This window comes from Castellaniella sp. S9, assembly GCF_027257175.1.
Taxonomy (GTDB): Bacteria; Pseudomonadota; Gammaproteobacteria; order Burkholderiales; family Burkholderiaceae_B; genus Castellaniella.
Genome location: NZ_JAPFGD010000002.1, coordinates 1 through 21,871, shown reverse-complemented (window position 1 = coordinate 21,871; position 21,871 = coordinate 1). Strand labels below are relative to the sequence as shown.

Below are 21,871 nucleotides of genomic sequence, written 5' to 3'. Positions count from 1 at the left end.
GACATGATGCAGATACTTTTCAACGGCCTGGTCACCGGCATGCTCGTCGCGCTGCCGGCGCTGGCCGTGGCCCTGACCTTCAGCGTCCTGCGCTTCGCCAACTTCGCGATCGGCGCCATGATCACGGCAGGCGCCTACATGGTCTATACCCTGAACGTGGTCCTGGGACTGCCGCTGCTCGTCTCCGGCATCGTGGGCGCCGCCCTGGCCGGCGCGCTGGCGGCGGCCATCGACCTGCTGGTCTTCCGGCCCTTGCGCGACCGCTCCGCCGTCACGCTGATGGTGGCCTCGATGGGCGTGTCGTTCATCCTCGAGAACATCGTGCGCTTCATCGCGGGCAACACCCCGATGGGCTACGACGTGGCGCTGTCGCGTCCCTGGCGCTGGGCGGGCTTGCGCATCAACGTCGAACAGGTCCAGGCGCTGGCCGTGTGCGCGCTGGCCTTGCTGGTCGTGTGGATCATATTCCGCCGCAGCCGCCTGGGGCGCGCCATGCGCGCCATCGCGGACAACGCGCCCCTGGCGGCCACGCGCGGCGTCTCGCGCCAGCGGGTGATCACCGCGACCTGGGTGATGTCGGGCGTGCTCGCCGCACTGTCGGGCACCCTCATCGGCCTGGATGCCACCATCGACCCGCAAATGGGCTGGCTGTATGCCTTGCCCGCCTTTGCCGCGGCGATCCTGGGCGGCCTCACGCATCCCCTGGCCGCCATACCCGGCGCGCTGGTGATGGGCGTGCTGTCCGAGGCCGCCACCCTCGTGCTGCCCTCGCACTACCGCATCATGGTCGCTTTCGTGCTGATGAGCCTGCTGCTGATCCTACGCCCCGCCGGCCTGTTCGGCACCCGCTGGCTGACCCGGTAGGCGGAAAGGAGGCCCTATGACGAGCTATCTGCTGTCCCTGCTCACCATCGCGGTCATCGCCGGCGTGGTCGGCCTCGCGCTGAACATCCAGTGGGGCATGACCGGCCTGGTGAACTTCGGCCTGTTCGGCTTCTACATGGTCGGGGCCTATGCCTGCGCACTGCTGATCACGCAGCTGGGCTGGGCGCCCTGGCAGGCGGTGCTGGCGTCCATCGTGATCACCACCGTCGTCTGCGCCCTCGTCAGCCTGATTTCACTACGCCTGGAAGACGACTATTTCGCCATCGTCACGCTGGCATTTGCCGAGAGCGTGAAGCTGATCGTGAACAACGAGGAATGGCTCACCCGCGGCAGCATCGGCATCCCGGGCATTCCACGGCCGTTCCCCAGCGACATCGGCATGCTCCTGTTCGCGATGGCCGGGCTGGCGCTGGTGTTCCTTGCCTTCGAAACCGTGTCGCGCTCGCCGCTGGGACGGACCGCCCGCGCCCTGCGCGACGATCCGCTGGTGGCCGAGACCGTGGGCAAGAACGTGCTGGGCGCGCGCCTGCGCCTGTTCGCGCTGGGCGGCACCGCGCTGGGCATTGCCGGCTGCCTGCACGCGTTCTATTACCAATACATCGACCCGACGCAGTTCAATGTCGCCATGACGGCATCGGCCTTCATGCTGGTCATCCTGGCCGGCCGCGGCAGCCATCGCGGCGTGCTGCTCAGCAGCCTGACGGTGGTCGTCCTGATCGAGGGCACGAGATTCCTGGACGACGCGATTCCATGGTTTGCGCCCCACCAACTGGCCGCCTTGCGGCTGATCCTCATCGGCCTCGCGCTGATCCTGCTGCTGATCTACAAGCCCGAGGGGTTCGGGCGCGAGTACCGCTACCTGCACGGTCGGGGGCGCGCCACAGGTCGAGCTGCGGCCCCAGCGGCACGATGCCGTTGGGATTGATGGTGCCGTGGCTGCGGTAGTAGTGCTGCTTGATGTGGTCGAAATCCACGGTGCCCGCCACGCCGGGCCATTGATAGAGTTCGCGCGTGTAGCTCCATAGATTCGGATAGTCCGACAGGCGCCTCAGGTTGCACTTGAAGTGCCCGTGATAGACGGCGTCGAAGCGGATCAGCGTGGTGAACAGGCGCCAGTCGGCCTCGGTGAGGCGTTCGCCCAGCAGGTAGCGCCGGCGGCCCAGCCGGTCCTCGAGGCGATCCAGGCAGGCGAACACCTTGGCGACTTCCTGCTCGTACACGGCCTGCGAGGTGGCAAAGCCCGCCTTGTAGACCCCGTTGTTGAGCGCATCGTAGATGTCCGCATTGAGGGCGTCGATCTCCGGCAGCAGATCCGCCGGCGCGTAATCGCCCTCGCGCGCGCCGATGCCGTCGAACGCCGAATTCAGCATGCGGATGATTTCCGCGGACTCATTGCTGACGATGGTGTCGCGCTGCAGGTCCCACAGCACGGGCACGGTCACCCGGCCGGTGTAGTCGGGCTGGGCCCGCGCATAGAGCTGGTACAGGTACTGCGCCCCGAGCACCGGGTCGGCGACCACGCCGGGGGCGGGGTCGAACGTCCAGCCGTGGTCGCCCATATAGGGGTTGACGACCGACACGCCGATCATGGATTCCAGTCCCTTCAGGGTGCGCAGGATCAGCACGCGGCTGGCCCACGGACAGGCCAGCGACACGTACAGATGGTAGCGGCCGGCCTCGGCCCGGAACCCGGCGTCGCCGCTGGGCCCGGCCTGGCCGTCGGGCGTGATCCAGTGGCGAAACCCGGCGTCGCTGCGCACGAAGCGCCCGCCCGTGGCCTCGGTGTCGTACCACTGGTCATGCCATTGTCCGTCTATCAACAGTCCCATGTCGTTCTCCTTGCCGGCAGGCCTCGCAGCCCGCCATTCATCGGCATGCGCCATGCCCGGCCGGATGGCCGCCAGGCCTCGGGCGAATGCCCGGCCATTTATTCGGCCACCGCTTCCAGCGCGATGTCCAGCGTCACCTCGTCGCCCACGCCCGGCGCGAACTTGCCGGCGTTGAAGGCGGTGCGCGAAATGACCGCCGTCGCGTTGGCGCCGATGGCGTCCTTCTTCAGCATGGGGTGCGGGCCATTGTAGAAGGACGTCACGGTCAGCGTCACCGGATGGGTGATGCCCTTGATCGTCAGCTCGCCCTCGATGCTGACCGGCTTGTCGCCCTCGAAGACGACCTTGGTCGACTGGTAGGTGGCGGTGGGGAACGCGGCGGTATCCAGGAAATCCGCCCCCTGGATGTGGCCGTCGAACATCTCGAATCCGGTGCTGACGGAGGTCATGTCGATGGTCACGTCGACCTTGGCGTCCTGGGCCGCCTTGTCCAGCACCACCGTGCCCGAGGTCTTGTTGAAACGCAGGATCTGCTTGGACATGCCCATGTGGTCATACGAGAAGCGCGGGTAGGTATGGGACGGATCCACCGCATAGGTTTGCGGGGCGGCCAGGGCCTGGCCCGCGAAGAAAGCGGCGAAGGCGGCGGCGATGAGCGTCTTTTTCATGATGAATCCTCTATTCAATGTTCAATGGGTGGAAATTTCAATGGTCAAAAATGAAAATCAGGGCTTGGCAACGATGCGGAACGAAATCCGGATGTCATTGGCGACGATGCTGAAATCCCGCCACTCGCCCTCGCCCACGCCGAAGTCGGCGCGTTGGAAGGTGAAATCACCCTCGAAGACACCGGCATCGCCGTCCTGCGCGAAGGTAAAGGGCGCCGTCACCGTGCGGGTGACGCCCTTGATCGAGAGCTCGCCCGTCACCTGATAGCGGTTGTCGCCCAAGGCCTCGACTCCGGTCGAGGTGAAGGTGGCGACCGGGTGCGCCGCCAGGGCCAGCCATTCGTCCTTTGCCAGTTCCGTGTTGGCCTCGTCGTAGCCGGCGTCGATGCCGGACAACGCGACCTCGATGGACACCTTGGCGGCTTCGGGCCGGGCCGGATCGAAGCTGAGTTCGGTCGCGCGCAGTTCGGCAAAGCGGCCGTCCATCTTGACGTTCATCTGGCTGTAGCCGAAGGCGAGCGTGCTGGCCTCGCCATCGAGCGTGGAATATTCGGCGGCGCCGGCGCTGCCCAGTATGCCCAGCCCGAGGGCGGTGGCCAGGGCGAGGGGACGCAAAAAAGAAAGGTTCATGAGTTTTCCTTTGATCCTGTGATATCGGGTGTCAGGCCCGGCCCGCGAACGGCAGCATGCGGGCCATGACCGTGTCCTTCTTGATGAAATGGTGGTGCAATGCGGCGCCTGCGTGGCCGGCCACGGCGGCCAGCAGCAGATAGTTCAGGGTGACGTGCACGCCATTCAGAAGCTCGCCCAGGGCCGCGTTGCGCGGCACCAGGTCGGGCAAGGGCACGACCCCGAACCACACCACCGAAAAGCCCTGCGCAGAGCTCATCAACCAGCCGCTGACGGGGATGGCCAGCATCAGCGCGTATAGCAGCCAGTGCCCGACACCCGCCGCAAGGCGCGCCATCGGACTCATGGTGCCGGGCAGCTCGGGCGCCGGATGGCTCATGCGCCAGGCCAGGCGCACCACGGCCAGCGCCAACAGCGTCATGCCGGCCCACTTGTGCCAGGAATACAGCTTCAGCTTGCTGGGCGACAGGGGCAGGCCTTCCATGTAGAAGCCCAGGCTGAACGTGCCGACCAGGCCGAGCGCGACCAGCCAATGCAAAAAAATGGCTGTGCGGGTATAGCGCGGGTTCGGGTTCACGGTCGCCTCCGGTTCGTGCGTGATGGGGTTGAAGTGCTACTTTAAGTATTTTGACAACAGGAATAAATACAGCGTAATGACATATACTATTCCTGTTTCAGGAATAATCAGGATAGGAGGACCACCATGGATCGCTTGCTGGCCATGCAGGTGTTCGAACGGGTCGCCGATGAAGGGGGATTTGCCGCGGCGGCACGCGCCCTGGACATGTCGCCGCCGGTGGTGACCCGCTTGATCGCCGAACTCGAGGCGATGCTGGGCACGCGGCTGTTCCAGCGAACCACCCGGCGCGTGTCCATGACCGAGGCCGGCGAGGCCTATCTGGCGCGCGTGCGCCAGATCCTCCAAGACGTCGCCGAGGCCGATGCCGTCGCCAGCGCACACACCAGCGAACTTGCCGGCCGATTGCGGGTGCACACCCAGCCGGCCCTGGCCAGCTATGTGATCGCCCCCCTGCTGTCGGACTTTCGCCGGCGCCACCCCGGCATCGTGATCGACATGGACGTCGAAACCCACCGCGACCCGCCCATCGAGGACTACGACGTCACCCTGCTGGGGGTGGACGCCGGTTTCGATGCCGACATCGTGGCGCGCAAGATCATAGAATCCGAAGTGATCCTGGTCGCCTCGCCCGACTACGTGGCCCGCCGGGGCGCCCCCAAAAAGCCGCAGGACCTGGCCGGACACGACTGCCTGCGCCTCAAACACCCGGGCGCGCCGCTGCGCGCCTGGCGCATGTGGCGCCACCCGCGATCCGGCCCCCAGGGCGCGGTCGAGGTGGACACCGAACCCGTCCTGATCGCGAACCACACCGACACCCTGCTGCGCGCCACGCTGGACGGCGCGGGCATCACCTCGATCTCGTTCGACCTCGTCGCGTCCTATCTCGCGCACGGCCGGATGGTGCGCGTCCTGAACCCCTGGATCACGGGCCGCCTGGCCATGTATGCGGCACTGCCCAGCCGCAAGTTCATCCCGCAGCGATCCCGCGTGTTCCTGGACTACCTGGTCGAACACGCCCGCCGGCAGAACGACGAAGCCGTGAGGACGGCCTCTGTGTATTAGAGGCGGCAGGTGTGCCGGCCGGACTGCCCGCGCCCGCGCGGCCGCCCGCCGCCGTCAGCGGAATTCAAAGAACACGTGCCGGATCGTCGGGCATTCGTGGCTGACCGTGTCCTCCAGCCGGCCGATGGCCTGTTCGACTTCCTCAACGCGCATGCCCCGCTTGAACCGGACCGAGGCGGCCGCGATCAAAGCCCAGAAGTACAGGACCTTGCCGTAGCCGAACGGATGCGACTCGTCGGGCGGCCGGTTGCTGCGCCGCATGCCCAGCAACAGCAGCAGTTCGTTGCCCGCATCGACAGCCGAATGCACGCCCTCGGCCAGCATCGCGGCACTGCCCGTCGCCGCGGCGGCGACGAGCTTGCTGGCCGCGATGGCCAGATTCGCCGCCACCGCGCCATACACCACCCGGCGCGCGCCCTTTGCGTCGGCCGATGAGGGCGATGCCGGACTGGTTTCTGGCGGCATAGGAGTCTCCTCGCTGAAGGCCACAGGCCGGGGTGGCCTGTCCGCCCTCAGGTGGTGGTCCTGCAGCATGTGGCGTGCCGCCGCCCGACCCGCCATGCGTGCAAGCCGCAATGGCGCAAGTTATCATCCTTGGCAACACATCGACCCCGGAAAAGGCTAAGGAAATGGACCAGGCCCTGCAAAGATTGCGACAGTTTCGCGACGATCGCGACTGGCAGCAGTTTCACAATCCCAAGGACCTGGCGGTGGCCCTGAGCATCGAGGCCGGCGAGCTGTTGGAGGCTTTTCTATGGAAGGCGCCCGAGGCCGCCGATCCCGAGAAGGTCAAAGAGGAACTGGCCGACGTGCTGGCCTACGCACTGCTGCTGTCCGATGCCTACGGCTTCGACCCCCAGCAAATCGTCCTGGATAAAATCAAACGCAACGAGGAAAAATACCCCGTCGACAAAGCCCGGGGCAGCGCGAAGAAATACAACGAGCTATGAGCCAGGCGGATCTTGTCGACGTCAAGCGATACGGGTTTTCCCCGGAGGTTTTGGCGAGCATACAGACCCATGCACACGCCGCAGGCCATTGGCCGCTGGTCTATATCCTCAGCGACGGTGCGACGCGCAATGCCTACGTCGGCGAAACCACCGACACACTGACCCGACTGGGCACCCACCTCAAGCACCCGCACAAGAAACGGCTGACCACGGTGCACCTCATCAGCAGCGAACGCTTCAATAAATCCGCCACCCTCGACATCGAATCCTCGCTGATCAAGTACATGGCGGCCGACGGCTGCTTCCGGCTGCTGAACGGCAACCTGGGCCTGGCCGACCACAACTACTTCCAGAAGGACGAGCTGTATTCGAGAATCTTTCGCGAAACCTGGGACAAATTGCGGGCGCACGGCGTAGCAGCGCATTCCCTGGAGTCCATCGACAACTCGGATGTCTTCAAGTATTCGCCCTACAAATCCCTGTCGGCCGACCAGCGCGAGGGCTTGATCGAGATCATGCGGGCACTGTTGAGCCCAGGGCTGAAGAACCTCATGGTCGAAGGCGGGGCCGGCACGGGAAAATCCGTTCTCGCCATATTCCTGTTCAAGCTGATCCACACTGACGATGCCGAACTGGAGCTGCACGAGTTTTCCGAAGAGGAAACCGAGCTGCGCGAACTGCTGGCGGCGTTCAAGAGTCGCTACCCAAAGCCGCGCATGGCCCTGGTCGTGCCGATGGCATCGTTCCGGAACACCTTGAAAAAGGCGTTCCGGAACATCGCCGGCCTGCGCCCGGACATGGTCATCAGTCCGTCAGAACTGGTACAGGGATCCTACGATATTGTGCTGGTGGACGAATCGCACCGGCTGCGCAAACGGGTGAACCTGGGCGCCTACTATGGCGCCTTCGACAAAGCTTGCGCGGCCCTGGGATTGGACAAGAACACCTGCAGCGAGATCGATTGGGTCACCCAACAGTCAAGCAAGGCCGTCTTTTTCTACGACGCGGGCCAGAGCATCAAACCGTCCGATGCGAACGCCGCCGATTTCCAGGCCATCAAATCGTCGCCCGACTCGAAGGTCATGCGGCTGGTCTCCCAATTCCGGGTTCAAGGAGGCTCGGACTATGTCCAGTTCCTCGATGATCTGCTGAACGTGCACCTGCCCGACACCGGGACATTTCATTCAAAGAAGTACGAATTCCTGATGTTCGACAAGCTATCGGACATGGTGAAGGAAATCGATCGACGGAATCAGGCGCATGGCCTTGCGCGGCTGGTCGCCGGCTACGCGTGGCCGTGGATATCCAGGAAAGACCCGGATGCATACGACATCCGGATCGCGGATGTCCAACTGCGCTGGAACAGCACCACCATAGACTTCATCAACACACCGGGCGCCGAGCACGAAGTCGGCTGCATTCACACGACCCAGGGTTACGACCTGAACTACGCGGGCGTGATCTTCGGCCATGAGATCCGCTATGACGCGAAGCTGGACCAGATCGTCATCGACAAAGACAACTACCACGACCGCAATGGCAAGCAGACCATCGACGATCCGGAGGAGCTGAAGCAATACATATTGAACATCTACAAAACCATCATGCTGCGAGGCATCAAGGGAACCTTCGTCTATGCGTGCGACGAAGGCCTGCGCAACTACCTGAAGCGGCACATACCCGTCTATCGATCCACTATCATTCCGCTGGCCAAGCCGGCTGAAAAACTGGAGCCGTACGTCAACGCGGTGCCTTTTTATGACCTGCAGGCTGCCGCGGGCGGTTTCAGCGCGCTGCAGCACGTCGCGCACGAACACTGGATCGCCGTGCCGCAAGGCATGCCAATAGGCAAGGACATTTTCGCCTGCCGGGTGGTCGGCGAATCGATGAACACGATCATTCCAAACGGCGCCACCTGCCTGTTTCGCCTGAATCCCGCCGGCAGCCGGAACGGCAAAATCGTGCTGGTCGAATGCGACGACATCCAGGATGGCGATGCGGGCTCGCGATATACCGTCAAGGAATACGAGAGCATCAAGGTCGAGACCGACGACGGATGGCAGCACCAGAGAATCCTGCTGAAGCCCCGGTCCGATGATCCCGGCATGGCGACCATTGAACTCGGCGACGATGACGCGCATCGTTATCGGGTGGTGGGCGAGTTTTTGGGCGTGATTGATTGAGTATTACGCCCCCACCCACACTACCTGGCCACGCGTACGCTCAAGCTCACCCCAAGCGCCTTCAGGACCGTCAACAAGGTCCTCAAGGTGGGATTGCCCTCGCCGCTTAGGGTCCGGTACAACTGCTCGCGCGACAGGCCGGTCTGGGTGGCGATCCGGCCCATGCCGCGCGCGCGCGCAACCGTACCCATCGCGTGCGAAATTCTTCCCGCGTCTTCAGTCGCAAACGCATCTGCAAGGAAATAGACGACTTCATCCTGGTCCAGGAGCGACGTCAGCGGATCGTACGCATCGGGTTCGTTCATGATGGCTTGCCTCGAAGAAAGGATCGAGCCGCGAATGGCTGCACCATCACGCGACATGATGGAATTGTAGTTTAAAAACTCCGAATTCGGGAAAAATAACATGCTTAAATAGTAGTTTTAAAAATACTTTATGATCATGGTTTTCCCTTATCTTAATTTATAATATATTGTTTTATAAGGAATTTTAGTAATATCCTATAAACAAATACAGAAGCAGTGTATTGACTGGTCGGAATACAATTCCTAAACTGCCCTGGCAAACCCCAGCATAGGCGCACGTTCGACCAAGCTGCTGGCCCATTCATAAAAATTTTGTTTGCCGGAGGAAAATTCCATGTTGAGACAAGCTGGGGAATTTTGTACGCGCTTGTCGCGCGAATACATTCCCAATCCGTTCATATTCGCGATCATCCTGACAATCATCGTCTACATACTCGGCCTGCTGCTGACGCCTTCGGGGCCGTTCGAACTTGTCCAACACTGGTATGGCGGTTTCTGGAACTTGCTGACCTTCTCCATGCAGATGGTGGTGATCCTGCTGTTCGGCTATGTATTGGCGGCTTCGCCACCGGCGCGCCGGATCATTTCCCATGCCGCCAAGCTCCCCCGCAACGCCGGCCAGGCCATTGCGTTGATCACGGTGTTGGCCATCGTCTTCGGCTACATTAGCTGGGGGCTGGGCCTGATCATCGGCGCCATCTCCGCACGCGAAATTTGCGCGGCCGCCAAAGCGCGCGGGATCCGGGTGCACTATCCACTGGCGGCGGCCGCCGGGTTCACGGGCCTGATCATCTTCAACACGGGGTTCTCGGCCTCGGCACCCTTGCTTGTGAACACGCAGGGCCACTTCCTGATGGACGAGATCGGTCTGATCCCCGTCAGCGAGACGATTCTCTCACCCGCCAATCTGGTGACGTTCGTCGCATTCTTGCTGATCATCCCGATCGTCTATCGGCGCATGCACCCACGGCCGGAAGAAACAGAGGAAATCACCGATGCGCAGGCCGGTCACGGCACGGACCCCGAGAGCGGCGAGCTTGCTGCCGTCGGAGCCTTGATGGACCAGAAGACCGTCGCCACTGCCCAGGCACGCCTGACAGTGGCCGAGCGCCTGGAGCAGGCGCCCCTGCTCTCGCTGATCGTGGTGATCTCGGGCTTTGCCTATGTGGGCTACCACTTCTACACCCACGGCGTCGACCTGAACCTGAACATCGTCAACTTCATCCTGCTGATCGTTGGCATGCTGGCCTACAAGACGCCCATGGCGTATGTGAAGGCGGTCGATGACGCGATCGGCGCCTGCGGGCAGATCGTCCTGCAGTTCCCGTTCTACGCCGGCATCATGGGCATCATGGCCAGTTCAGGGCTGGTGGCGATTTTCGCCGAATGGCTCGTGGCCGTCTCCAACCAGTACACACTGCCGATCACTACGCTGATCAGCGCCGCGATCGTCAACCTGGCGGTACCCTCGGCCGGCGGCCAATGGGCGGTGCAAGGACCGCTACTGATGGAGGCCGCCAAGACGCTCCAAGCCGACTTGGGCGTCATCATCATGGCGTTCTCGTACGGCGACCAGTTGACCAACGGCATCCAGCCAATGTGGATGTTGCCGCTGCTGGGCGTCACGGCGCTGAAGGCCCGCGAGATCATGGGCTACACGGCCGTGATGATGATGGTCGCATTCGTGATCTTCAGCATCGGGCTGGTGATCCTGCCCCTGATTCTATAGCCAAGACCCGTCCACCCGCCCGCCATGTCGGACATGGTATTCAAGCAACCCACGGGGAACTCAGATGATAGGTGACAACGAAATCCTTTGGCGTCCCGGCCAACAGGAAATGACGCAATCAAACCTGGCGCGTTTCGCGCAGGCTCACGGCTTCGACCCCGGCCAGTACGATACGCTGCATCGGTGGTCGACAAGCCGGCCGGGCGAATTCTGGGACGCGGTGTGGGATTTCTGCGAAGTCATCGGCACCCGAGGGGCCACCAGCCTGGAACGGTCGGGCGAGGGCGTGATGTTCGGCGCGCGCTGGTACCCCGATGCCCGCCTGAACTACGCGGAAAACATGCTGGCCGGGCCCGGGGACCGGATGGCGGTGATCCAGGCCGACGAGAACGGTATCTACGGGCGCCTGACCCTGGACGAGCTGCGCCGCCTCGTGGCCGCGGCACAGGCAGGCATGCGCGCGCATGGCATTGGCAAGGGCGACCGCGTGGCGGGCATCCTGCCCAACCGGATCGAAGCGCTGGTGGGCTTGCTGGCGGCCGCGTCCCTGGGCGCGATCTGGGTGGCCTGCTCACCGGATTTCGGCGCCGCCGGCATCCTGGACCGTGCAGGGCAAGTCAATCCAAAGCTGATCATCGCCTGCGGCAGCTATCGGTACAACGGCAAGGATTTCGACTGCCGCGAGAAGCTTTCCGAGATCGTCCGCGGTACGCAGGGCCTGGAGGCCATGGTCCTCACCGGCGAAGGGCCGATATCCCTGGATGCGCCCGGCATCGACCTCATCGGCTGGGACGCATTCTGCGCGCATCCATCCGATGGACTGTACTTCGAGCCCCTTCCTTTCGCCCACCCGCTGTACGTCATGTTCACCTCGGGCACGACCGGCCTGCCCAAGGGCATTGTGCACACTACGGGGGGCGTATTGCTGCAGCACCTGAAGGAGCACATCCTGCACGGCGATGTCCGCCCCGGGGACGTCATGAGCTGGTACACGAACATCGCCTGGATGATGTACCCCTGGGTCATCAGCGGTCTGGCCTGCCGGGCCCAGATCGTCCTGTATGATGGCGCCCCCATCCTGAAGACTGATGGCGGCATGGACTACGGTGTGCTGTGGCGCCTGTCCGAGGCGGCCGGCATCACCCACTTCGGCACCAGCCCGCGCTACCTGTCAGCCGTGGCCGAAGCCGGCTATGCGCCCGGCCGGTCCAACGATCTAGGGGCGCTGCGCAGCGTACTCTCGGCTGGCGCCCCGGTCACCCCCGAACAGTTCGACTGGCTGTACTCCGCCGTAAAGCAGGACATGATCTTCGCCTCCATATCGGGCGGCACCGAGATCATCGGCTGTTTCGCGCTGGGTTCGCCGCTTCATCCAGTGCGCCGCGGGCATCTATCCTGCAAGGCGCTGGGCCTGGCCGTGGATGTGCTCGACGAGCGCAACGCCTCGATCATCGGACGCAAGGGCGACCTGGTATGCACCGAGCCATTTCCCAGCGCCCCCCTGACCTTCTGGGGCGAGAACGGCGACCAACGCTACCATGATGCGTATTTTGCCGAGCGGCCCGACATCTGGACCCATGGCGACCTGGCCGAGCAGACGATCCACGGCTCCCTGATCATCTATGGCCGCACGGACACCACCCTGAAGCCAGGTGGCGTCCGTATAGGCACCGCCGAGATCTACCGGGTGGTCGAGACCATCGAGACCATCCAGGACAGCGTGGTGTTCGGCCGAAAGATCAACGACGACGAGGAGATCGTCCTGTGCGTCGTGCTGCAGCCGGGCCATACGTTGGACGATGCACTCAAGGATCGCATACGTCAGGCCATCCGCAAGCATGCCTCTCCCCGCCACGTCCCCAGGCACATTCATCAGGTCAGCGGTGTGCCCTACACGATCAATGGCAAACGGGTCGAAGGGGCTGCGCGTGCCAGCGCAGCCGGCAAGCCCGTCAAGAACCTTGCTTCCCTCGCCAACCCGGCCTGCCTCGACGACTATGCGACAATTTCCGCGCTGCACGAAGAGGCCTGAACATGTCACTTCACCAGGCTTCCATCATCGGCATCAGTGAGCTCAAGCCCCAGCGCAGCACCGTCGGCCAGACCACACTGGACTTCATCAGCAGCGCGGTGATTCAGGCCGTCGCGGACGCCGGTCTTGAAAAAGATGCGGTGGACGGCTTGTTGGTCGGTCCCCAGGTCGGCGAGACGCCGCAGCACGTCCCCGCCACGGTGGCTGAGTACCTGGGAATCCAGCCTCGCATGTCCAATGTCGTGGACCTGGGCGGTGCGAGCGGGGCCGGCATGGTCTGGCGTGCCGCCGCTGCCATCGCCGCCGGCATGTGCGACACGGTCGTGTGTGTGCTGGCCAACGTGCGCGAGGCCGATCCGCCCCGTTCGCCCAACCGCAATCCAATCCGCGAGTTTGACGTGCCCTTTGGCGCCTCGGGAGCCAACATTTCCTATGCCCTCCCGATGCAGCGCCACATGGACGAATTCGGCTCCACGCCCGAACAGTTCGCGCGCATCGCCGCCATTGCGCGCCAGAATGCACAACTGAACCCCAACGCAATCTTCTACGGCAAACCGGCCACCACTCAAGACATCCTGGCCTCGCCCCTGATCGCCAGCCCGCTGCATCTGTACGAAATCGTGATGCCCGTCGCAGGTGGCGCAGCAGTGGTGGTGACGAACAAGCGCCGTGCGCGCGGCTTGCGGCATCCGCCGGTACACCTGCTGGGCGCCGGCGAAAAGGTCACGCATCGCGCCATCAGCCAGGCGCCCTCGCTCACCAGCGGGCCGCTCAAAGCCGCCATGGAACACGCCTTCCGGCAATCGGGCCTGCGGGCTGCCGACATGAGCCTTCTGTCCCTGTACGATTGCTATACGATCATGGTGGCCCTTACCCTGGAGGACGCCGGCCTGTGCGCACCAGGCCAGTTCGGACCCTGGATGGACGAGCACTGCTTTGATCACCTGGGCGACCACCCCCTGAACACGCACGGCGGGCAGCTGGCGTGCGGGCAGGCCGACCTGGCGGGCGGCATGGGTCACATCATCGAGGCCGTCCGCCAGTTGCGACATGCCGCCGGCCCACGCCAGATTCCCAACGCGGAAAGCGCGCTGATCACTGGCAATGGGGCAACGGTCAGCGAAGCCGTCGCCCTGGTCCTTGGAGCCGACTCATGACAGCACTTCTAGCCCACCTGCAAGTTCCCGGCCCCTTCCCCAATCCAGTCACCCGGCCGTTCTGGGACGCGGTGCAAAACCACCAGCTCGCCTTGCAGCGGTGCGCCGATTGCCGCAAATGGGTCTTCTATGCCAGACACCATTGCCCCCACTGCTGGTCGCAAACACTAAGCTGGGAGGCGGCCAGCGGAAAGGGCGTGCTGAAGAGCTTCTCGGTCATCCATCGCGCGGGCCACCCCGCATGGCAAGCAGCCACCCCCTACCTCATCGCGCTGGTACAGCTGGATGAAGGACCGACCATGCTCAGCCAACTGCTCGTCGACGATCCGACACAGGCGCGCATAGGAGGTGCCGTATCCCTGCGATGCGTACAGGTTGGCGAGCGCATGCTGCCCTTCTTTGAACCTTCCGGAGACGATCATGCAAACTGAGTTCCCGAACGCATACCTGCTGGATGGGGTACGAACGCCGTTTGGCAAGATGCGAGGCGCCCTGTCCCCCCTGGACTCCCTGGACCTGGGCCAGGCGGTCATCCAGGAGATTGTGCGCCGCCATCCCCGTGCGGCACGGCCCGATGCCGCCTTGCTGGGCGTCGTCGTCCAGGCGGGCCTGGGCCAGAACCCGGCGCGCATTGCGGCGACTCGCGGGGGAATCGACATCAGCACGCCCGCATTGACGCTGAACAGTGTCTGCCTGGCCAGCCTGGAAGCCGTGTGCGATGCCGCGCGCCGCATCCGCTGTGGCGAAGGGCACCAGTACGTGGTTGGCGGATTCGACTCCATGACCCGCGCCGCCTGGCTCGTTCCCGACGAAGTCATCACCCCCGATACGGTGGCGCGCAGCGCCTTGCAAAGCGAAGGCCTGCACTGCGCCTTGAGCGACCTTTCCATGGGGACATTGTCCGAGCAGTACAACCGCGAGCTGGGCATCAGCCGCCAGGCGCAGGACGAGTGGGCGGTCCTCTCGCAGCAGCGCGCGGCCAACGCGGCCGCCGTGCGGGAGCGCGACGAACTGGTCCCCGTCACGGTCCAGGGCACCGTCGTGCGGTCGGACCAAGGCATACGCCCCGACACTACGCCCGAGAAAGTGGCCTCGTTGGCGCCCGCCTTCGGCGCCGACGGCACGATCACCGCCGCCAATGCATCACAGATGTCCGACGGTGCAAGCGCAGGCCTGGTGGTCAGCGACCAGGAGCTGCAGCAACTTGGCGGCGCACGTCCCCTGGCGAAGATCATCGACTGGGCCTGGGTCGCCGGCCCGAACCCCAGCCTGCAACTGCAACCGGCACACGCCATCCAAAAGCTGTTGCAAAAGCAAGGCCTGGCGGTCGACGACATCGACCGGTACGAAATCAACGAGGCATTTGCCAGCGTCGTAGTCGCATCCATGCGCGAACTGAATCTGTCGGCCGAGAAGGTCAACGTCAATGGCGGCGCCATTGCCATCGGACACCCCCTGGGGGCCTCGGGGTTCCGGCTGCTGCTGACGCTGGCGCTCGAACTGCGGCGCAGCGGCTTGCACCGGGGAATCGCCACCCTATGCGGCGGCGGCGGCCAAGGCCTGGCCGTGCTGATTGAAAATGTCGCGTAGACGCGCAGGCCACCTACACCTGTTGAATGGAGATCTCATGAGTCAGAACTGTTGGAACCAGACCCTGAACGGAATGCCAAAGGCAGGCGCCCGTGCGCAACGCCAGAAATCGATCACCCGCCGGGATATCGAACTCTTCACGGAAATCACAGGGGACCGCAACCCCTTGCACTTTGACGAGGAGCTGGCCAAGGCCTCCGTCTTCAAGGGGCTCATCGTGCAAGGAGGCGTGACTTCCGGCATGCTGAACGCTATCGTCGCCGAGGATCTGCCAGGCCCAGGGACGGTGTTCCTGAGCACGGAGCTCAAGTTCTCGAAGGCCGTGTACGTCGGCGACACCATCACCGGGCATGTGACGGTCAAGGAAATCCGCGAAGACAAGCCAATCTGCAAGCTCGAGGTCAGCGTCGTCAATCAGGATGGCGATGTCTGCTTGAGCGGAACGGCCACCACCTACACCACATTACTCAAGCCCCAGGCCTGATTCCCATGCTGGGCACAGGCGCTCCTCAGGCGGTCGCCCGCATCAGAGCGCGCCTGATTCTCAAGCCCGGGCCGGTCGCCGTCATCGCGCTGGCCCAGCTGTTCGGCACCTCCCTGTGGTTCAGCGCCAACAGCGCTGCCGCCGACCTGCAGGCTGCCTGGGGCATCACCGCCGCAGACATCGGCCTGCTCACCGGCGCGGTTCAGCTTGGGTTCATCGCCGGCACCCTGTTCGTCTCGCTGACCGGGCTGGCCGACCGCTTTCGGGCCAGCTCGCTTTTCGTCATCAGCGCCATCGCCGGCGCCGCATTCAATGCGGTCTTCGCCTGGTGGGCCTCGAGCCTTTCCGAGGCCCTGGTGCTGCGCTTTCTGGTCGGGGCTTCTCTGGCAGGCATCTACCCGCTGGGCATGAAGCTGATCGTCACCTGGGCGCCTGAGCGCACAGGCGCCGCGCTCGCGCAACTAGTCGCCATGCTGACCCTGGGCACGGCCTTGCCGCATGGGCTGCGATTGGTGGGCGCCGAGTTGCCGTGGCCGCTGATCATCGGCGCTTCCTCCCTGCTTGCAATGCTGGGGGCGCTGGCCATCGGCATTCTGGGCGACGGGCCGCACCTGAACCGCCCAGGTGCCCAGCCCAACAGGCTGCGGCCGGGCGCCGTCACGAAGGCCTTCCGGATTCCTGCCTTTCGCGCCGCCGCCCTGGGATACTTCGGGCACATGTGGGAACTGTACGCATTCTGGACCATCATTCCGCTTTATGTGGCGCGCCTGGCCCTGGGCCAGACGCTGCCAGTGGGCGGGATCTCGGGCGCTTCTTTCCTGATCATTGCAGCCGGCACGCTCGGATGCCTGGTCGGGGGACGCCTGTCGCAGCGCGTAGGCAGCGAATGTGTTGCCGCCGGCGCACTGGCGCTCTCGGGCTTGTGCAGTCTTGTCTTCGTGCTGGGAAGCTCTTACTTGCCGCCCTTCGCCCTCTTTGCAATCCTGGTGTTTTGGGGTGCGACCGTGGTGGCAGACTCACCGCAGTTTTCGGCGCTCTCTGCCCGCCACTGCCCGAAAGAGCTGGTGGGCAGCGCGCTGGCGATCCAGAATGCCATCGGCTTTGCCATCACCGTGGTTTCGATCGCACTGATCACGCGCCTCTTCGAGCACATGGGCATCGATTCCGCGTGGATCCTGCTGCCCGGGCCCTTGCTGGGCTTGGCGGCGTTCTGGCCGTCCTTGAGGGCCGCCTGCGGGATACGACGCACAAACTTATAATGCAGGAACTCGCATACGGAGCTCAAAACCATTGGATCAGCCGGAATGATGTCCAGACTTCCCACCACCCTCGCCCAGGATGCCGGCAACGCGCCAGGCCCAGATAACGGTTCCCAGAGAAACCGCATCCTGGGGATCGCGGCCAAACTGTTTGCGGAACACGGGTACCACGCCATCAGCATGCGCGATCTATGCGACGCGGTGGGGCTGGGACGGGGTGCGGTGTACTACCACATCAAGAGCAAGGAAGACCTGCTCTACGACATCGCAAAGGAATACATCCAGGATCTTGGCGACATCGGCTCGGAACAGGCGCGCCGCGAACTCGACCCCAATCTACGCATCGCCATTCTGGGGCGCCTGCTGGTCGAGAAGATCGCATCGCACCAGACGCAGCTTACCGTGTGCTTCCGCGAGGTCCAGTCACTATCAGAACCCCGCTACTCCGAGGTCATGGAGTTGCACAGCCGCTACGAGAAAATCTGGCGGGACACGCTCATCGACGGGGCCGACCAGGGCTACTTCCGGCCGTACGATCCGATCGTCCTGAAGGGCATCCTGGGCATGTACTTCTACAGCTACATCTGGATGCGCCCGCAAGGCAAACTCTCTACCAAGCACATTGCAGAACGCCTGAACAACCTGGCTCTGCGCATGCTCAGCCGTGACGAACCGGCCCTGCCGACCGATGCGCCCCCGGCTTCCGTGGGCAGGACATATGCCGGAACGCTGTTTGGCAACGGGACAGCTGCCGAGTAGCCCTACGCAGCACTGTCAGTGACGGCGCTCAACCCCCAGATCGACAAGATTCCGGACCATGTCTTGCGCCGACGTTTCGGGCCGGACTTGAGTATCGATCTTCAAGACACGGCCATCCTTGCCGATATAAATCGTATGCCGTTTGGCAACGCCCAGTAGGCCCAGTACCCCGTAGGCCTTGGCCACTGACTTGTCTTCATCGCTCAGCAAGGGGAAATCGGCTTCGGTCTTTTCCGCGAAGTCGACGTTGTCGGCCAGCGGGTCGACGCTGGCCATGAAATACGTCACATCAAACTGACGGATCTGGTCGCCGCTTTCCGCCAGCGACTTGCATTCAATCGTGCAGCCATGCGTGTTGGCCTTGGGAAACCAGGCCAGCACCACTGCCTGCTTACCACGATAGTCCGACAGCTGATAGGTGCCGCCATCAGCCCCCGGCAAGCGGAAATCGGGGGCCATATCGCCCACCTCGATCGCACCGGCCAGGCTGGGAAACGCGATGAGGGACACCGCCATCAGCGCTGCGCTGATCCGACGGATGACCTGGGTTTTGAGGTTGGAGACTTGAGGCGCATTCTTCATGTCTAAAGAATGACATGCTTTTCGGACATTTAAAAGGTTTGTCTGGAACAAGTAACACTTTTCGGACAGTCATGAGGGGTTTGCAGAACTGGTCGGGGCCGGAATCGCACGTTGGCCGTAAAGCCAGTGTTCATGAGGGTTTTGGGGATTTCTTATTTCCCACGCTTGGTCACCCTCACGCCGTTGCGCTTCGCTTCATTCGCTGTGATCCACTGATGGCGGGACTTGCACCCGCAGGAGTGCGCCCATGCTGGGCGCACCACAAAAAGGCCTGCCCCTGTATCGGGGCAGGCCTTGAAATCTGCGGCCACGCTAGGCCGGCGCTGGCCGCAGACGCTTCGCGGCTTTACCAACTACACGCCCACAACGCAGTTGGCAAAAAGCTTACTTATCGGAGCCTTGCTCTTCCTTGTCTTTTTGGTTCTCGCCAGACTCGGATTCTTGCTTGGATATCTTTGGGGCTTTCCAGTTAAGCGGTGGCGTGACGATATTTTTCCAGGCGACACGTTTAGGTGTAGACATGGTTTTTCTCCCAAAGCAATGTGACAGCACACCGTGCGCCGCCACTACAACTGTATAAAATATCAGTAATTCAGCATTATGTCAAGTCGGCAGGGCGGAGAGGCACTCCAAGCGGCCGATATCCCTCGAATCGATGGTGAAGGTTCCCAGCTCCATGCCATTGCGCGGGACGTCCGTCGAATGCATGGCCCTATGGCACTCAGCGGCGGCGCACAAAGTCTTTACCGCCGTATCGCATCAGGCGATTTTTCCGCTCCGGTATCGCTCGGTGGACGAGCTAACCTGCATATTTCGTCACCGAGCCGATCATGCTGATTTTTCGGCCTGACGGGTCGGTAGCCGCAGCGTCTGCATTTTCAGTGGCGAGCAGACTGCATTTTTCAGCGCTACGGGGCCATGGCACGCGCCGCGTGCGCGCAGACGTGGCGCAAGGGGTGGTGCGAAGCCAGCAGGATGCGAACCCGTCGGGTATTGCGCACGATTTGTGTTTTTTTAGCGCGGCCACCGACACAGTTTGACGATCGAGGCCGTGTATCCGTCCAACCCTCAATTATCATCTGAACAGGTTTTTACCGGGCTTTCACAACCTCTATAATCCGCGCATGAGCACGCAGCCATCCCCTTACCTCCCGCACAGAGCCTCGACCATCGAGCAGATCACCATCCGAGGCACGATGCCCTATAGGATTCACCGGTGGGCGCCTAAAAACGGCTCCGTGCTTAACGCTCCACCTCTGCTCCTGACGCATGGTTGGATGGACATCGGAGCCTCCTTTCAACGCTGTGTCGATTATCTGTCCGCTGACCGAGAGGTCATCGCGTTGGACTGGCGGGGGTTTGGCGGCAGCTGCGGCTCACAGCCCGTCGACAGTTATTCGTTCCACGACTATTACGGCGACCTGGATGCCGTCATTGACTACATATCGCCGGCCTCTCCAATCGATCTGCTGGGCCACAGCATGGGCGGCAATATTGTGATGGTCTATGCGGGCACATGCCCCACGCGCGTTCGTCGCCTGATCAATGTCGAGGGCTTTGGACTGCCCCGGTCCGACCCGTCCGCAGCGTCTGCTAGGCTTGCTCAATGGCTACAGGGCCTGAAATCACCAACGACATTACGCTCTTTTGCGAGCGAGCAGGAGGTCGTTGATCACTTGAAACGCAGAAGCCCGCTGCTCGAGCAGGAATATGGGCGCTGGCTCGCGCGTCATTGGGCAGAGCTTGGAGAGGATGGTCGCCGGCACATTGCGGCGGATGCTGTGCATAAACGTGTCAACCCCCTTATCTACCGATGCGATGAGGTCGTCTCCACGTGGGAGGAGATCCAGGCGCCCGTTCTGTTGGTGGAGGGTGAACATGACGGCCAGGGGTGGCAGGGCAATGATAAATACCCTCGTTCTGAATTCGAGGGGCGGCTGAGCAAGGTCCGGTCTGTTGAGCGCAAGGTTATTGATCGAGCGGGGCATATGGTCCATCTCGATCAGCCTGAGGCACTGGCTATAGCGATCGAGGCTTTTCTCTCAGCAGCTCGCTGATCAGGCTCATAGAGCTGCTGCCCAGCCGCCAGGCTGAGGTGGCGTTGCGGCGGCCACAAACGGGTCAGCGCCTCAAGCGTGAGTTAGCACCAGGTGGCCGACCGGTTCCGGTGTTTTCCGCACGCGGATTTCTATGTCGTAACCCAGCCGGTTTAGGCAATCCATTAGCTTGCGTTCGGAAAAGTTCGAGAATTCACCACGCAGCAGGCTCGATACCTTGGGCTGGGTCAGGCCCATGCGTTGTGCTGCCTCGGCTTGGGTGAGCCCTCGCTCACGAATGGCCTTGGCAATCTCGACGGTCAGCCCTGATTTGATTTGCAGTTTTTCGGCGTCGGGGAGGCCCAGGTCAGCAAACACATTGCCGGTGCTGGCCTCGACTTCTACGCCGTCAATGATGCGTTTATTCATTTCTCAACTCCTGCGCAACGATTGCAGCCGCCTTCAAACGCAGACGAATGATGTCCATGTCCGGCTTGGGCGTTTCAATGCCCCGTTTGCTTTTCTTCTGGAAGACATGCAGCGCAAAGACGGCCTCGGCGAAGCGCACGGTGCGTATTCCGATGATTGTGACCACCGATTCCGGTGATCGTGACCAGGCAGCCCGGTCCCTCTGATTTTCCCTGATTCCGGCATCGTGACCACCTATTCCGGTGGTGTGACCATCGATTCCGATGATCGTGACCACGCCGGCGGCAGCCGGCCAGATCAAGCGCGTTGACCTCAACCCTGCGGTAGTGTGTCGGGCTTTTTGGGAGTCCCCATGCCGCCGCCTTTACTGAGTACGCGCATGATCAAATCCATTCTTCATCACACGCTTTGCCTGGGCCATTCTCAGCGCCACTGCGCCCAGGCTCTGGGCGTGTCCAAGGGCGTGGTGGCCAAGTACCTGGCCGCCGCCGCAGCGGCGGGCCTGGACTGGGCGGCCATTGAGCCCTTGACTGAGGCCGAGCTGGAGCAGTGCCTGTTCCCCGCCCGGGCCGGGGTAGCCGCCACCGTCATCCCCGACTACGCCGTTATCCACCAAGAACTCTCTCGCAAGGGCATCACCCTGATGTTGCTGTGGCAGGAGTATCAGGCCAACCACCTGGGGCGGCGCACCCTGCAATACAGCCAGTTCTGCGAGCGCTACC

General features: G+C 62.8%; 23 protein-coding genes and 2 pseudogenes. 15 read left to right on the top strand and 10 right to left on the bottom strand.

Features of this window, described 5'->3' with window-relative positions; translation table 11 throughout:
- Positions 1-3: 3 nt before the first annotated feature.
- Complete coding sequence (locus tag OOZ48_RS02745) at positions 4-864, top strand: branched-chain amino acid ABC transporter permease (RefSeq protein WP_269495436.1); 861 nt, start codon at positions 4-6, stop codon at positions 862-864.
- 16 nt (positions 865-880) lie between these two features.
- Positions 881-1,645, top strand: a pseudogene (locus tag OOZ48_RS02740) (branched-chain amino acid ABC transporter permease); the annotation flags it as partial.
- A gap of 31 nt (positions 1,646-1,676) precedes the next feature.
- Here OOZ48_RS02740 and OOZ48_RS02735 read toward each other — a convergent pair.
- From OOZ48_RS02735 to OOZ48_RS02720, 4 genes are all read right to left on the bottom strand, one after another.
- Positions 1,677-2,714, bottom strand: a complete 1,038-nt coding sequence (locus OOZ48_RS02735) for a glutathione S-transferase family protein (RefSeq protein WP_269495434.1) — start codon at positions 2,712-2,714, stop codon at positions 1,677-1,679.
- 98 nt (positions 2,715-2,812) lie between these two features.
- Entirely contained in the window at positions 2,813-3,382 is a 570-nt protein-coding gene (locus OOZ48_RS02730; RefSeq protein WP_269495431.1) for a YceI family protein, read from the bottom strand.
- A 57-nt stretch (positions 3,383-3,439) separates the two neighbouring features.
- Positions 3,440-4,012 (bottom strand): YceI family protein, encoded by a 573-nt coding sequence (locus OOZ48_RS02725; protein ID WP_269495429.1) that lies wholly within the window; start codon positions 4,010-4,012, stop codon positions 3,440-3,442.
- 31 nt (positions 4,013-4,043) lie between these two features.
- Positions 4,044-4,589 (bottom strand): cytochrome b, encoded by a 546-nt coding sequence (locus OOZ48_RS02720; RefSeq protein WP_269495427.1) that lies wholly within the window; start codon positions 4,587-4,589, stop codon positions 4,044-4,046.
- A gap of 126 nt (positions 4,590-4,715) precedes the next feature.
- Between OOZ48_RS02720 and OOZ48_RS02715 the strand changes: the two genes are divergently transcribed.
- Positions 4,716-5,654 (top strand): LysR family transcriptional regulator, encoded by a 939-nt coding sequence (locus OOZ48_RS02715; protein WP_269495425.1) that lies wholly within the window; start codon positions 4,716-4,718, stop codon positions 5,652-5,654.
- Positions 5,655-5,708: 54 nt separating this feature from the next.
- Here the strand turns inward: OOZ48_RS02715 and OOZ48_RS02710 are convergent, their stop codons facing one another.
- Entirely contained in the window at positions 5,709-6,119 is a 411-nt protein-coding gene (locus OOZ48_RS02710) for a cation diffusion facilitator family transporter (protein ID WP_332108245.1), read from the bottom strand.
- Between the two features lie 110 nt (positions 6,120-6,229).
- Here OOZ48_RS02710 and OOZ48_RS02705 point away from each other — a divergent pair, with 110 nt between their 5' ends.
- Together OOZ48_RS02705 and OOZ48_RS02700 are read left to right on the top strand one after the other, a co-directional pair.
- Complete coding sequence (locus OOZ48_RS02705) at positions 6,230-6,604, top strand: nucleotide pyrophosphohydrolase (RefSeq protein WP_442867530.1); 375 nt, start codon at positions 6,230-6,232, stop codon at positions 6,602-6,604.
- 50 nt (positions 6,605-6,654) lie between these two features.
- Positions 6,655-8,787 carry a DNA/RNA helicase domain-containing protein gene (locus OOZ48_RS02700; RefSeq protein ID WP_269495421.1) on the top strand — a complete coding sequence of 711 codons (2,133 nt, stop codon included), beginning with the start codon at positions 6,655-6,657 and terminating at the stop codon, positions 8,785-8,787.
- 20 nt (positions 8,788-8,807) lie between these two features.
- Here OOZ48_RS02700 and OOZ48_RS02695 read toward each other — a convergent pair whose 3' ends face one another.
- Positions 8,808-9,092 carry an addiction module antidote protein gene (locus OOZ48_RS02695; protein ID WP_269495419.1) on the bottom strand — a complete coding sequence of 95 codons (285 nt, stop codon included), beginning with the start codon at positions 9,090-9,092 and terminating at the stop codon, positions 8,808-8,810.
- 334 nt (positions 9,093-9,426) lie between these two features.
- Here OOZ48_RS02695 and OOZ48_RS02690 point away from each other — a divergent pair, with 334 nt between their 5' ends.
- The 8 genes from OOZ48_RS02690 to OOZ48_RS02655 all read left to right on the top strand — a co-directional run bounded on the left by OOZ48_RS02690 (position 9,427) and on the right by OOZ48_RS02655 (position 18,102).
- Positions 9,427-10,821 carry a short-chain fatty acid transporter gene (locus OOZ48_RS02690; RefSeq protein ID WP_269495417.1) on the top strand — a complete coding sequence of 465 codons (1,395 nt, stop codon included), beginning with the start codon at positions 9,427-9,429 and terminating at the stop codon, positions 10,819-10,821.
- A gap of 64 nt (positions 10,822-10,885) precedes the next feature.
- Positions 10,886-12,853, top strand: coding sequence for an acetoacetate--CoA ligase (locus tag OOZ48_RS02685; protein ID WP_269495415.1), 1,968 nt, complete (start codon positions 10,886-10,888; stop codon positions 12,851-12,853).
- A gap of 2 nt (positions 12,854-12,855) precedes the next feature.
- Positions 12,856-14,010 carry a thiolase family protein gene (locus tag OOZ48_RS02680; protein ID WP_269495413.1) on the top strand — a complete coding sequence of 385 codons (1,155 nt, stop codon included), beginning with the start codon at positions 12,856-12,858 and terminating at the stop codon, positions 14,008-14,010.
- The gene (locus OOZ48_RS02675; RefSeq protein WP_269495411.1) at positions 14,007-14,441 is read left to right on the top strand and encodes a Zn-ribbon domain-containing OB-fold protein; all 435 of its coding nucleotides are present in this window, start codon (positions 14,007-14,009) and stop codon (positions 14,439-14,441) included. Before OOZ48_RS02680 ends, OOZ48_RS02675 begins: the two co-directional genes overlap by 4 nt.
- Positions 14,431-15,600 (top strand): thiolase family protein, encoded by a 1,170-nt coding sequence (locus OOZ48_RS02670; RefSeq protein WP_269495410.1) that lies wholly within the window; start codon positions 14,431-14,433, stop codon positions 15,598-15,600. Before OOZ48_RS02675 ends, OOZ48_RS02670 begins: the two co-directional genes overlap by 11 nt.
- A 37-nt stretch (positions 15,601-15,637) precedes the next feature.
- Positions 15,638-16,084, top strand: a complete 447-nt coding sequence (locus OOZ48_RS02665) for a MaoC family dehydratase (protein ID WP_269495409.1) — start codon at positions 15,638-15,640, stop codon at positions 16,082-16,084.
- A 5-nt stretch (positions 16,085-16,089) separates the two neighbouring features.
- Complete coding sequence (locus OOZ48_RS02660; protein ID WP_269495408.1) at positions 16,090-17,343, top strand: MFS transporter; 1,254 nt, start codon at positions 16,090-16,092, stop codon at positions 17,341-17,343.
- A 45-nt stretch (positions 17,344-17,388) separates the two neighbouring features.
- On the top strand, positions 17,389-18,102 hold the full coding sequence (locus OOZ48_RS02655) for a TetR/AcrR family transcriptional regulator (protein ID WP_269495407.1): 714 nt from the start codon (positions 17,389-17,391) through the stop codon (positions 18,100-18,102).
- Positions 18,103-18,117: 15 nt separating this feature from the next.
- Here the strand turns inward: OOZ48_RS02655 and OOZ48_RS02650 are convergent, their stop codons facing one another.
- The gene (locus OOZ48_RS02650) at positions 18,118-18,684 is read right to left on the bottom strand and encodes a peroxiredoxin (protein WP_269495406.1); all 567 of its coding nucleotides are present in this window, start codon (positions 18,682-18,684) and stop codon (positions 18,118-18,120) included.
- A gap of 384 nt (positions 18,685-19,068) precedes the next feature.
- Positions 19,069-19,206, bottom strand: a complete 138-nt coding sequence (locus OOZ48_RS02645; RefSeq protein WP_269495405.1) for a hypothetical protein — start codon at positions 19,204-19,206, stop codon at positions 19,069-19,071.
- 602 nt (positions 19,207-19,808) lie between these two features.
- Here OOZ48_RS02645 and OOZ48_RS02640 point away from each other — a divergent pair.
- Positions 19,809-20,741 carry an alpha/beta fold hydrolase gene (locus OOZ48_RS02640; protein WP_269495404.1) on the top strand — a complete coding sequence of 311 codons (933 nt, stop codon included), beginning with the start codon at positions 19,809-19,811 and terminating at the stop codon, positions 20,739-20,741.
- A 72-nt stretch (positions 20,742-20,813) separates the two neighbouring features.
- Here OOZ48_RS02640 and OOZ48_RS02635 read toward each other — a convergent pair whose 3' ends face one another.
- Together OOZ48_RS02635 and OOZ48_RS02630 are read right to left on the bottom strand one after the other, a co-directional pair.
- On the bottom strand, positions 20,814-21,149 hold the full coding sequence (locus OOZ48_RS02635) for a helix-turn-helix domain-containing protein (protein WP_269495403.1): 336 nt from the start codon (positions 21,147-21,149) through the stop codon (positions 20,814-20,816).
- Positions 21,142-21,450, bottom strand: coding sequence for a hypothetical protein (locus tag OOZ48_RS02630; RefSeq protein WP_269495400.1), 309 nt, complete (start codon positions 21,448-21,450; stop codon positions 21,142-21,144). Before OOZ48_RS02630 ends, OOZ48_RS02635 begins: the two co-directional genes overlap by 8 nt.
- Before the next feature lie 78 nt (positions 21,451-21,528).
- Between OOZ48_RS02630 and OOZ48_RS02625 the strand changes: the two are divergent.
- Positions 21,529-21,871 (top strand): annotated as a pseudogene (locus tag OOZ48_RS02625) (IS21 family transposase); the annotation flags it as partial.